The organism is Rhizobium moroccans (assembly GCF_057559155.1).
On record NZ_JBHFJG010000009.1, the window covers coordinates 24,528 to 36,476 of the forward strand.

Below are 11,949 nucleotides of genomic sequence, written 5' to 3' on the forward strand. Positions count from 1 at the left end.
CAGGAGCCAGATCGGCATTGAAAGGCCTATTACCATGTTGAAGAACGATATCGTCGACACGATCAGGCAGAAAGCCTTGTGGATGCGCCGCCGCGCCTTCACCATGGTGTTCGATGCACAGCTCGGGCATCCGGGTGGGGATTTCTCGGCGATCGACATCATCGCAACACTCTATTTCGGCGTCATGCACTATGACCCGAGGAAGCCGGATATGCCGGAGCGGGACCGCTTCATCATGTCGAAGGGACACGCAACCGGTGCGCTCTATACCGCCCTTTGCGCCGCCGGTTATTATCCGGAAGACTGGCTGGCCACCTATATGCAGCCGAACTCGAAGCTGAACGGCCATCCGAACCGCAACTATCTCCCGGGCGTGGAAACCAATACCGGCCCGCTTGGTCACGGCATGCCCGTCGGTGTCGGCATAGCGATTGCCGGACAGTTGACCAACAGCGATTATCGCACCTTTGTCCTGACCGGTGATGGTGAGTTGCAGGAAGGCTCGAACTGGGAAGCGGCAATGACTGCCGGCCACCGCAAGCTCTGTAATTTCACGCTGATCGTCGATCGCAATCGGCTGCAACAGGGGATGGGGACGGAGGAGACAAATGGTCTCGATCCTCTGGACGACAAGTTCCGCGCTTTCGGATGGGATGTGAAAACCGTCGATGGCCATGACGTGCAAGCGTTGCTGGACGTGCTATCGACGCCGCCCAGCGGACGGTCGAAGCCGCTCTGCGTGATTGCCAATACCGTCAAGGGCAAGGGCGTGTCGTTCATGGAAAACAAGGCTTCGTGGCATCATGGGGTGCCGAATGCGGACCAATTTGAAACGGCAATGAAGGAACTGGTGTGATGGCCGCGCCCGCTGTAAAACACGAAGGCACCCACGATTGTCGTGACGCCTGGGCGCGCACGCTCGAAGAGCTTGCGGCGCAAGATCCACGCATTGTCGCCGTCGTCAACGATTCCGTCGGCTCGTCGAAGCTTGGGGGCTTTCAGAAGAAGTATCCGGACCGCCTGGTCAATGTCGGCATTGCCGAGCAGAACATGGTCGGTGTCGGGGCAGGTCTTGCCAATGGCGGTCGGATCCCCTTCGTCTCCGCCGCTTCCTGCTTCCTGACGGGCCGTGCGCTCGAACAGCTGAAGGCGGACATCGCCTATGCCAAATTCAACGTCAAGCTCATCGGCCAATCATCCGGCGTCGCATATGGCGAACTGGGGCCGACCCATCACTCTATCGAGGACTTCGCTTGGCTTCGACCACTGGGCAGCATCACCGTTGTCGTTCCCGCAGATTCTTGGGAAACGGTCGAGGCTGTCAAATGGGCCGCCGTCCACGACGGTCCTGTCTATATCCGGTTGAGCCGCATGCCGGTGCCGGATATTGCCGTTCCAGACCGTGTATTCCGGCCTGGCAAAGCTGAACTCGTTCGCGAGGGCAGTGATGTGACCATCATAGCCTGCGGCACCATGGTTCACCTGGCGGTCGCGGCGGCGGCCGAACTGGAGGCAGGAGACATCTCGGCACGTGTCTTGAACATGGCCACTATCTCCCCTCTCGACGAATCGGCCGTCTTGGCCGCAGCGCGCGAAACGGGGGCAATCGTCACAGTCGAGGAGGCCAGCATCCATGGAGGCCTCGGCGGTGCCGTTGCCGAACATACGGCGGGCAATCTGCCGGTTCCGGTCGAGCGGATGGGGTTTCCGGGCTTCGTTCCGACCGGGTCGGTGGAATGGCTGTTCGAGCATTTCGGCCTAACGGCCGCCGGCATCGCCAGAACGGCCCGGAAGGCGATCGGGCGCAAACGCGGATGAGTGGCGGGTATGTCATCGCCATCGACCAGGGCACGACCAACACGAAAGCCATTCTGGTCGATGCCGCCGGCGGCTTGGTTGCCAAGGCTTCGGCGCCTTTGAGGTCTCATTATCCTCGCCCGGGATGGGCTGAGCAGTCCGCCGAAGATATCTGGACCAGTGTTCAGACCGCGATTGCCGATCTCGTCCGGAGCGGTACCTTCGAGATCGAAGGACTTGCAATCGCCAACCAGCGCGAGACGCTCGTCGTCTGGGACGCAAAAACAGGCAACCCAATCGCGCCGGCAATTCTCTGGCAGTGCCGGCGCACCACTCCGGCATGCGAAGCACTGATCGCCAATGGCGCGAACACGCGCGTAGTGGAAGCAACTGGCCTTTCCATCAATGCCCTGTTTCCGGCCTCCAAGCTGGCTTGGATCCTGCAAAACGTGTCCGAGGCTGCGCCGCTCGCCGCGCAAGGTCGGCTACGTGCCGGTACGGTCGACAGCTGGCTCCTGTACAAGCTGACCGGCGGAGCGATATTTTCCACGGACCATTCAAACGCCTCGCGTACGCAGCTTTTCCACACGGGCAACCTTCAATGGGATGAGAGCCTTTGCGACCTATTCGAGGTGCCGTTATCGGTATTGCCGGAGGTAAGACCATCCGACAGCCGCTTCGGTGAGGTGGCGGAAGGGACAACGGCGCTCAAGGGCGGGGTCCCAATTCTCGCCATGATGGGCGATAGCCATGCCGCCCTTTATGGCCATGGCGTCCGCGCGCCGGGCCTGGTCAAGGCCACCTATGGCACCGGCTCCTCGCTGATGACCCTCACATCAAGCCGCGTGCTGTCGCATAGCGGGCTCTCCAGCACGATCGCCTGGAGCGACAAGAACGGAGTAGCCTATGCGCTGGAAGGCAATATCACCGTATCCGCTCAGGCGGCCGCCTTCGCCGCCGATGTGCTCGGGCTTGCCGATGCCGGCGCTCTTTCCGACCTCGCGCAGACGGTAGCGGATTCGGCTGGGGTCGTCTTCGTACCGGCCCTTGCGGGGCTCGGTGCTCCCCATTGGAATGACAGGGTATCGGGTACAATCTCCGGCATGACGCTGGCCACGACCCGGGCTCACATCGCTCGTGCAACCTTCGATGCCATAGCGCTGCAGGTGAGCGATGTGTTCCTGGCAATGGAGAAAGACATAGGCGCGCAACTGCATGGCCTGCTGGCCGATGGCGGTGCATCCGCAAACGACTTTCTCATGCAATTGCAGGCAGATGTTCTTGATCGCTCCGTCACGCGCAGCGGCGCGGCCGAGGTGGGGGCTCTCGGTGCCGCAGCAATGGTGTTGACCGGTTTGGGAGAGCCTTCGTCTTTATCCAATATGCGGCAGGAGCTGTTTGAACCTCGCCAGGATTCGGCCGCGTGGCGTTCGCAAGTCATTCGGAACTGGCGATCGCTGCTGGCACTGCTGACGGCGGCTTGAAGCTATTGCTGCCCAAGGAAGCGATGTCGCCGCAGTCCATCGAAAATCGGGCATGCAAAACATGATTGTGTAACTCATATTTTTCTGTGCTATTCGCAACCTGAAGCGTATAGAGCTGACTCGTTGCAATACACGGCGATCTGATTTCATGGGCATGGAAAGGGACGACAGACGTAACGGCCTCTACGCCACGCATCGCGCCTCTTTGATTTCCTATGCCGCATCCTTCGTCGGTTCGAGAGATGAAGCGGAAGAAATCGTCCAGGAGGCGTTTTCGAAGCTTTCCGCGGAAAACCTCGATTGCGTGGAGACCCCGAGCGCATATCTTCGGCGGGTCGTCAGAAATCTCGCACTCAACAGGCGCCGACGGCAAAGATACGAGCTGGCACAGGCCACCGAACATGCGCCTGAGTGGATTCAGCCTCTCAAAGTTCCCACGCCGGAGCAGGAAGCTGTTTTCAACGATCAGGTGAGGATCATCGCGCAGGCGCTAAGCGAATTCCCTCACCAGACGCGTGTCATTGTCGAAATGCACCGGTTCGATGGATACACGCTCCAGGAGATTGCCGATCGTCTCGACCTGTCGGTAACGACGGTGCATAGAACCCTGACATCCGCGATGAGCCAGTTGTCCAAACGGTTGACCAGGCACCTTACATGACCGGACAGGTGGAAAAAACGCCCGAGCTATTTGTCTAATTTGTTACAAACAAAATCTGTTCGCCGAGGCAAAGAGTGCATGAAGCCGACTGTCCCGCATGAAAATGACATCGATGCCATCAGAGAAGAAGCGGCAAGGTGGCTGATCGACCTCCAGTCACCGGACTGTCGTGACTTCGATGGCCTGAATGCCTGGCTGGACCGCTCGCCCGAGCACCGGCGGGTGTGGGAAGAAACCCGCCTCATGTGGCAAGCCCTCGGCGCGGCGCCGTTGCACTATAAACGGATCAGCGCGCCTCGTTCCCCCACTGCCGACAAGGCCAGTCCGTCATCGCCGCATGCAAGGAAGAAGGCGATCAAGGGCTTTGCCCGGAGGATGCTCGTTGGAGGGATAACGTCGGCCCTTCTCTGTTTTGCGGCGCTCCTGGTGGTTCCTCGCTTGGCGATCGAATGGCAGGCCGATTATCTGACGACGACGGCCGAAACCCGCTCGATCGCTCTCGAAGACGGCAGCACGGTTCAACTGGGGGCCTCTTCGGCAATCCGGACGGACTTTTCTGGAGGATACCGGAGGGTTACCCTGCTCGAGGGGGAAGCCTTTTTCGATGTGGCCCACGATGAGGCACGTCCATTCATTGTCGATGCTTCCGAGGTGAGGATAGAGGTGCTGGGCACCGCGTTCGATGTTCGGCTGGGAGAAGGGCAAACCGATATCGGTCTTGCACGGGGTTCAATTCGCGCTTCCGTCCATTCCGGAAAGACCACGGCGACGCAGACACTGTCTGCGGGCAATCTGCTGATCGTCGACAGGCAAACGGGGAAAATGTCGGTCGATCAGGTCTCCGCGGATGACATCGGGGTCTGGCGCGCGGGACGGCTGTTGGTGGCAAATTCCACTATCGGTGAAGTCGTGGCCGAGATTCAGCGTTATCACCCGGCATGGATCCTTATGCCCGACAGAGGGCTGGCGGCTTCACGCGTCACCGGTGTTTACGACCTGTCGGAGCCCGACAAGGCACTGCGGGCGCTGGTCAGCGCGCATGGAGGAAAGGTCCGGGATATTTCTTCCGCGATCCGGATGATCACGCGGCTATGATCAACTTCAACATGATCGGAATCAGCTTTTTCGAATTTCGGAGAAAAACATCGGAAAAAATCCTTCGCCAGTTTGTCTAGTTTCTGGAAGCGCCTGATTGGGGGCGCCTTTGGAGATTGCAGGACGAAATGACTGGTGGGGCATTGGGTTTGGTGCGAGGGGTTCGCACCGGAGCGTTTTTATGGGGTACGACCGCGCTGGCGATACTGCTGGGTGCAGGGATCGGCTATGCGCAACAGGGTGACGCCGGGTCATCCCAGGCACAGACAGATCAAGGCGCGCGGCGTTTCGATATTCCTTCGCTGCCGATATTGAGCGCCATCAGCGCCTTCAATCGGCAGTCCGGTCTTCAGATAACCCTGCCGGCCGGCGTCGGCTCTAATATCAGAACCAACCCCGTCAAGGGCAGTTATCGTCCGGAAATCGCCTTGGAGCGAATGTTCGTGGGAACGGGCGTTTCCTACCAGATCGGCGACGTCGATCAGGCGATTCTAAGCTCGTCCGTGACGGGCTCGGATGATGCGGCAACCACACTGCCCACGATCGTCGTCAGGGGCAAAACCGGTCGCAATGCCAATGGAGGTCCGGGCTATCAAGGCACGCCGGATTGGGTTTACGGAGAACCCCGAAGCGTCAGTGTCGTCTCCAGAGAGGCAATCGAGAACAATCCCGCGACGCGCAGCGCCTCCGACGCACTCGATAATGTTGCCGGCGTTATCACCAATCGTGCGGAAGGACAAAAACCGGGTATCGCTGTCAACATACGCGGTCTTCAGGACATGAGCCGGATCACGACCAGCATCGATGGCGCCAGGCAGAATTTCCAGCGATCCGGCCATGGCGGATATCAGCAGACGTTTGTCGACACTGCCTTCATTCGCTCCATCGAAGTGGAAAAGGGCGCGGTCAGGGGCGTCGGCGGGGCGGGTTCGCTCGGAGGTCTCGTCGATTTCCGATCGGTCGGCGTGGACGATATCCTGGAATCTGGCAAGGACATTGGCGCGGAGATCGAGGCGGGCACCGGCACCAACGCATACAATTTCGTCGGTTCGGCCATCGGTGCGGTGCGCCTGTCGGACACGTTCTCGCTGCTCGGTGGCGTCGCCATCCGCAACATCGGCGACTACAAGATCGGCAGCCATGGCGAAATCGCGTCACTGCTGCCGGGCCTGACGGTGGTCGATGACGATGTGCTCTTTTCGCGCCGCGAGATACTCAACACGCTTCTCAAGGCCGAATGGGAGATCACCGATGACCTGACCTTTCAGGGGTCCTGGATGCATTACAAGGCTACGGGAGCCACCGGCGGCTATGGTGGCATAGTCGGGGGACTGCGAACCAACGAACAGGACTATTTCAACGATACGTTCACGGCGACTTGGGACTACGATCCTGAGTCGGAGTTGGTCAATGCCAGACTGCGGCTCTGGTACAACGACACGGTGAACGACGAGAAACGGGATTACGGCACCGGTACCACGGACGATTACTCCTACGGAATGGAAAGCTTCGGTGGCAGCCTTGAGAACACCAGCCGCCTCACCTTGCCTTTCGGCGATCTGGCGCTTCACTACGGCGTCGAGGGATACCAGGACAACGGCAATACCAGGAGCCTGACGATCCCGGCAGCCGATATCGGATATGACGGTGCGTGGGGCCTGCGCGGCGCCAACCCGCCGGGCAAACGCCTGATGGCCAGCGGCTTCACCAGCGCCACCTTGCAGCACGAGGACTGGCTGACCCTGACGGGCGGCTTGCGCTATGATTATTATCGCTTGCGGGGTTCAACGGTTGTCCACAATCAAAGAACCGTCGTAACACCCCGCAATTGCGTGCGATGGCAGGATATCGATTCAGACGGTACGCCCGATCCGAACGGGCTTTGGGTGAGCCCGGATGGTTCGACCTTGCTGGATGGTGCCGTTCCCAATCCCGGTCCCGGATGGGAATTCGCAACGCCGGCTTGTGAAGAGTGGGACTCTCCCTCTGATGGCTTTGAGACCGTGTATGACGCTTTTCCGGTCGAGGTCGACAAGTCGGGGGGCGCATGGCTGCCTTCCGCCACGATCGCGGTTAAACCCTTCGAATGGTTGCAACCGTTCGTCAGCTATTCGCGCAGCTATCGCCCGCCCGCGGTTTTTGAAGCGCTCATCTCGGGTGGGCATCCGGGGCTGCCGTTCGAGAACACACCCAATCCGGACCTGAAGCCGGAAAAGGGCGAAACCTGGGAGCTGGGCGTCAATATCTCGCAGGATGCCGTTTTCACAGCGGACGATGCCTTCCGGATGAAAGCCGTCTATTTCCGCAGGAATATCGAGGACTACATCTCGATGGGTTACCGGTATTTCGAGCCGGCCAGGCGATATTATACGAGCAGCGTCAATCTCGACGGCACGACGAAGATGAGTGGCCTCGAGATTGAGGCCAGCTACGATCTTGGCTATGTCTATTTCGGCGGCTCTTACACGAACGTCGATACGGATTGGGCCGACACCTATACGATCGACGGACCCGACGCGGGATTCGGCAATACGCCGCGTCCCACCGTTCTCTACCTGCCACCCCGCGAAAAGTTCACCCTCGATGCCGGCATACGCCTGTTCGATGAGCGGCTCGTGCTTGGCGCGCGCGTCAATCACGTGAGTGAAACGGAGACCGGGTTCGGCCAGCTCAGTGGCTACACCAATGCGGCCTACACGACCTACGACCTCTATGGGTCCTTCGATGTGACCCCGCAAGCCAAGCTGCGGTTCGGTGTCTCCAACCTGACGGACGAGCGATACGTTCCCTCGCTCGGCATCCAATCCTACCCTGCGGCGGGCCGAACCTTCACTGCATCGCTGAAAATGAACTTCTGACGCGGTGCAAACGAGACATTCGCGGCGGAGCCGCCGTGAAACCCAGGTTCGCCAAGTTGGCGGGCAATCCAGAAAACTAAGGAGATGAACATGGTTGCGACTATCAATCTCACTGTGGCCAATCGTGATCTGGTTGGCTATTTCACTAATTGGACAGCTAACTTCGGTTACAACGGCAATGGTGAATTCAGCCCGAGCTTCGCGGCTGCAACGCAGTGGGCAGCCGGAAATGTAGCCGGCACGACCAACAGCGGCGTCATCATGAACGGCAACTTCGCCTATGTACCTCCGGGCGGTTTTACCGGCACGGTGAACAACCTGCAGTTCGGCACGGATCTCAACGGCTCGACCGCTTCGGGCTTCAGCCTTGCGACCGCCGGCCTCACCGTCCAGATCGGCGATGCCCCGAACGCAGCGCTCAACGGTGCGATCTATTCGCTCTCGCATGGCGGTAGCTTCACCGGCGTCACGGCGCCGAGTGGCAACGCGCAGCCGGGCCTCTACGACTATTTCGGTCAAGTCGGCACGGTTCAGAACGGAACGGCCCTGGCCGACCGCCTCTACAGCTTCGACGGAAACGATGATCTCAATGGCGGCGCCGGAAGGGATACCTTCGTCTTCGATCGGGATATTGCCGGCTCGCTTGCATCATCGATCGGCAATGACAGCGTTTCCGGCTTCTTTGCCGGCGCCAATGGCGATTTCATCGACCTTTCCGGCCTCGCCAGCACGGCTTTCGACACTTATGCGGAAGTCCTTGCGGCATCTTCGCAGGTTGGCGCCAATACCGTCATCGATTTTGGAGGGCTTGGAACGATCACGCTTGAAGGCGTGAACAGGTCCGCTCTGACCTCCGGTAATTTCGTCTTCTAAGGGAACGAAATTCTTGGTCACCACACCAAAGAAGGCGTCGCCGCAGCTTAGGGCTGCGGCGGTCGTCCCGACGGCCAGAGCGGCGATCACGGGCGTAGCGTTGATCAGCGGCGTTGTAAACCTGCTGGCGCTGACCTCGCCCTTGTTCATGCTGCAGGTCTATGATCGCGTGCTCGCGAGCCGGAGCATTCCTACCCTTATCGGCCTGGCTGTCTTGGCTCTTATTCTTTACCTCGTGCAGGCGGGCCTCGACATCATTCGTTCACGCATCCTGCTGAGGATCGGGGAGAGCTTCGACCACCAGCTTTCGGGCCGCATCCACGAGGCAGTGCTCCGCCTGCCCCTTGAGACGAAAATGCCCGGCGACGGGCTTCAGCCCCTGCGGGATCTCGATAATGTGCGAGGCTTCCTTTCCGGGCAGGGACCTGCGGCTTTCTTCGATCTTCCCTGGATGCCGTTTTATCTCGCCATCTGCTTTGCGTTCCATTTCTGGATCGGCGTGACGGCCTCGGTTGGTGCCATTGCGCTGATTACGATGACAGCCTTGACCGATTTTCTTTCCCGGACCCCGATCCGCGAGGCAACAAGGCATGGGATGGTGAGGAGTGCCGCCATGGAGGCGGGTCGCCGAAACGCGGAAGTCGTCCGCGCGCTTGGCCTTCAGGAGCGCCTTTCGATGCGGTGGCGGCAGGTGAATGCGGCATATCTCGCCTCCAACCGAAGGGCGGGCGATGTGGCGGGTCAGTTTGGAGCGGTTTCCCGCTCGCTTCGCCTCATCCTTCAATCCGCCATCCTCGGTGTGGGGGCATGGCTCGTCGTCGAGCAGCAGGTGACGGCAGGCGTCATGATTGCCAGTTCGATCATGATGGGCCGTGCGCTGGCGCCCGTGGATCTGGCGATCGGGAGCTGGAAGCCGTTCCTCATGGCACGTCAGAGCTGGGACCGGTTGAGCGGCCTGCTTTCGATGATGCCGGAAACGCCTGCGGTCATGGCGCTTCCCGCCCCGACTGAAAGTCTGACGGTCGAAAACCTGACGATCGTTCCGCCCGGTTCGGCGAAGATACCGACTATCGCGGGGGTGAGCTTTTCCTTGTGGGCAGGTAGCGCGGTCGGCGTCATCGGACCAAGCGGTTCCGGCAAGTCGACGCTCAGCCGGGTGATCGTGGGCGCCTGGTCACCCGTTGGCGGAAAAGTGCGGCTCGATGGGGCAAGCCTCGACCAATGGGACCGTGACGCTCTTGGAAAGCATATCGGATATCTTCCGCAAGGGGTGGAGCTGTTCGAGGGAACCATCGGTGAGAACATCTCACGCTTTGATCAAGACGCCGATCCGCAAGCCATCGTGGAAGCCGCGAGGGCAGCGGAAGCCCACGAATTGATCCTGCGTTTCGAAAAGGGTTATGAAACGGAAATCGGCGAAGCGGGGTCGATGCTTTCCGCCGGGCAGCGACAGCGCATCGGCCTGGCTCGGGCCCTTTATGGCAATCCCTTTCTCGTTGTCCTGGATGAGCCGAATGCGAATCTCGATGCCGAAGGAGAAGCTGCGGTCGTGAAAGCCATTGCGGCGATTCGGGCGCGCAACGGGATCGCAGTCGTCGTGGCCCATCGCCCAAGTGCCCTGGGTTCGGTCGATCTCGTGCTGATGATCGACAATGGGCGAATGGCGGCGTTTGGCCCCAAGGATGAGGTTCTTTCCCGCGTTTTGAAAGCGCGCTCGCGCGGTGTAGGGGGTGCCGGGGAGAGCCACCCCTTTCAGGCGAGCGGCCGCACGATCACGCCCTTTCGGGTAGTGGCGGCGTCGTCGGAGATCACATCGGCGGCGAGCAAGGATGGCAGCGATGTTGAACAGTAAAGCGGACCCCGTCTCACGATCGATCCACCAACACCTTTTCGCGGGACTTGTGGTCGGGATTGCCTTGATCTTCGGCGCAGGCGCCTGGGCTTCGACAACCCATCTCGCGGGGGCCGTCATGGCTTCGGGCCATTTCGTGGTCGACTCCTACGTCAAGCGAATACAGCATCCGACAGGTGGGGTCGTCGGAGAAATTCTCGTTCGCGAGGGGCAACGCGTCGCTGCCGGAGAGGTTCTGATGCGCCTCGATGCCACCCAGACGCGAGCCAATCTCGCCATCGTGACCAAGCGTCTGGATGAACTCAATGCCCGGCTTGCCCGGCTGGAGGCCGAACGGGATGATCTTGCGACAATCAGCTTTCCGGCTTCGCTTCTGCAACGTCGAGGTAACAGCGATGTCGACCTGGTCCTGCAAAGCGAGGAGCGTCTGTTCGAGTTCCGCAGGAAGTCCAGGGAAGGAAACAAGTCGCAACTGCTCGAACGGATCACGCAGTTCGAGCACGAAATTGCAGGTCTCAAGGCGCAGGAGCTTGCCTATGACCGCGGGCTCAAGGTGCTTGAGGCGGAGATTGCCTCGCTTCGCGCGCTTCATGAAAAAGGCATTGTCTCGGTTCAGCGGCTGAACGGCCTGGAAACGCAGGCGGCAACATTCGGCGGGGAGCGGGGCGAAAAGATCGCATTTCAGGCGCAGGCCGCCGGCCGCATCTCGGAAACGAAACTCCAGATCGCCCAGATCGATCAGGACCTGAAGACGGAAGTCGGCCGGGAGCTACGGGAAGTGCAGGGACAGATTGGCGAGTTCGTCGAGCGAAAGATAGCCGCTGAAGATCAATTGAGGCGCATCGATATCCCGGCACCGCAGGAGGGGACGGTGCATGAGCTGACGGTCCACACCATCGGCGGCGTGATTTCGCCGGCAGATGTGATCATGTCCATTGTTCCCGAGAGCGACAAGCTGGCGCTCGAGGTCCGCATCCTTCCCCAGGATATTGATCAGATCACGGTCGGTCAAAAGGCGGTCGTCAGGATGTCTGCCTTCAATCAGCGTACGACACCAGAGCTGAACGGCACGGTGACGCGTGTTGCAGCCGACCTGACGGAAGACCCCCGCACCGGCTTCTCCTATTATCTTGTGCGGCTCTTGCTTCCTGCTGATGAACTGCTGCGGCTGGATGGCCTGGTACTGGTTCCCGGAATGCCGGCAGAGGCCTTCATTCAAACCGGCGAGCGCACGGCTCTCTCCTATCTGGCAAAGCCGCTTTCAGATCAGATCAGACGCGCATTCCGCGAGGAATAATTCCTAGCCAGCCGCGGGCTCAATCGGTTACC

Annotated in this window: 9 protein-coding genes; all 9 read left to right on the plus strand. The window is 60.0% G+C overall.

The annotated features are described in order from the left end of the window. The first annotated feature begins 34 nt into the window (after nucleotides 1–34). The 9 genes from ACE04I_RS06370 to ACE04I_RS06410 all read left to right on the plus strand — a co-directional run bounded on the left by ACE04I_RS06370 (nucleotide 35) and on the right by ACE04I_RS06410 (nucleotide 11,917). The gene (locus ACE04I_RS06370) at nucleotides 35–856 is read left to right on the plus strand and encodes a transketolase (RefSeq protein ID WP_046796460.1); all 822 of its coding nucleotides are present in this window, start codon (nucleotides 35–37) and stop codon (nucleotides 854–856) included. Further along, nucleotides 856–1,818 carry a transketolase family protein gene (locus tag ACE04I_RS06375; RefSeq protein WP_046796461.1) on the plus strand — a complete coding sequence of 321 codons (963 nt, stop codon included), beginning with the start codon at nucleotides 856–858 and terminating at the stop codon, nucleotides 1,816–1,818. The genes ACE04I_RS06370 and ACE04I_RS06375 overlap by 1 nt, the downstream gene beginning before the upstream one ends. After that, on the plus strand, nucleotides 1,815–3,281 hold the full coding sequence (locus tag ACE04I_RS06380) for an FGGY-family carbohydrate kinase (RefSeq protein WP_487206770.1): 1,467 nt from the start codon (nucleotides 1,815–1,817) through the stop codon (nucleotides 3,279–3,281). The genes ACE04I_RS06375 and ACE04I_RS06380 overlap by 4 nt, the downstream gene beginning before the upstream one ends. A gap of 148 nt (nucleotides 3,282–3,429) precedes the next feature. Continuing rightward, nucleotides 3,430–3,942 carry an RNA polymerase sigma factor gene (locus ACE04I_RS06385; protein ID WP_487206771.1) on the plus strand — a complete coding sequence of 171 codons (513 nt, stop codon included), beginning with the start codon at nucleotides 3,430–3,432 and terminating at the stop codon, nucleotides 3,940–3,942. Nucleotides 3,943–4,020: 78 nt separating this feature from the next. Then, nucleotides 4,021–5,037, plus strand: a complete 1,017-nt coding sequence (locus ACE04I_RS06390) for a FecR family protein (protein ID WP_487206772.1) — start codon at nucleotides 4,021–4,023, stop codon at nucleotides 5,035–5,037. 128 nt (nucleotides 5,038–5,165) lie between these two features. Further along, entirely contained in the window at nucleotides 5,166–7,895 is a 2,730-nt protein-coding gene (locus ACE04I_RS06395) for a TonB-dependent hemoglobin/transferrin/lactoferrin family receptor (RefSeq protein ID WP_487206773.1), read from the plus strand. 90 nt (nucleotides 7,896–7,985) lie between these two features. After that, a complete protein-coding gene (locus ACE04I_RS06400; RefSeq protein ID WP_487206774.1) occupies nucleotides 7,986–8,768 on the plus strand; it encodes a hemolysin in 783 nt (260 codons plus the stop codon). A gap of 13 nt (nucleotides 8,769–8,781) precedes the next feature. Continuing rightward, on the plus strand, nucleotides 8,782–10,620 hold the full coding sequence (locus ACE04I_RS06405; protein ID WP_046796467.1) for a type I secretion system permease/ATPase: 1,839 nt from the start codon (nucleotides 8,782–8,784) through the stop codon (nucleotides 10,618–10,620). Next, complete coding sequence (locus ACE04I_RS06410) at nucleotides 10,607–11,917, plus strand: HlyD family type I secretion periplasmic adaptor subunit (protein ID WP_046796629.1); 1,311 nt, start codon at nucleotides 10,607–10,609, stop codon at nucleotides 11,915–11,917. The genes ACE04I_RS06405 and ACE04I_RS06410 overlap by 14 nt, the downstream gene beginning before the upstream one ends. The last annotated feature ends 32 nt before the right edge of the window (nucleotides 11,918–11,949 follow it).

Coding starts and splice junctions, on each gene's coding strand:
- ACE04I_RS06410 (WP_046796629.1), top strand. CDS start 10,607: ATGTTGAACAGTAAAGCGGACCCCGTCTCACGATCGATCCACCAACAC.
- ACE04I_RS06375 (WP_046796461.1), top strand. CDS start 856: ATGGCCGCGCCCGCTGTAAAACACGAAGGCACCCACGATTGTCGTGAC.
- ACE04I_RS06385 (WP_487206771.1), top strand. CDS start 3,430: ATGGGCATGGAAAGGGACGACAGACGTAACGGCCTCTACGCCACGCAT.
- ACE04I_RS06380 (WP_487206770.1), top strand. CDS start 1,815: ATGAGTGGCGGGTATGTCATCGCCATCGACCAGGGCACGACCAACACG.
- ACE04I_RS06390 (WP_487206772.1), top strand. CDS start 4,021: ATGAAGCCGACTGTCCCGCATGAAAATGACATCGATGCCATCAGAGAA.
- ACE04I_RS06395 (WP_487206773.1), top strand. CDS start 5,166: ATGACTGGTGGGGCATTGGGTTTGGTGCGAGGGGTTCGCACCGGAGCG.
- ACE04I_RS06370 (WP_046796460.1), top strand. CDS start 35: ATGTTGAAGAACGATATCGTCGACACGATCAGGCAGAAAGCCTTGTGG.
- ACE04I_RS06400 (WP_487206774.1), top strand. CDS start 7,986: ATGGTTGCGACTATCAATCTCACTGTGGCCAATCGTGATCTGGTTGGC.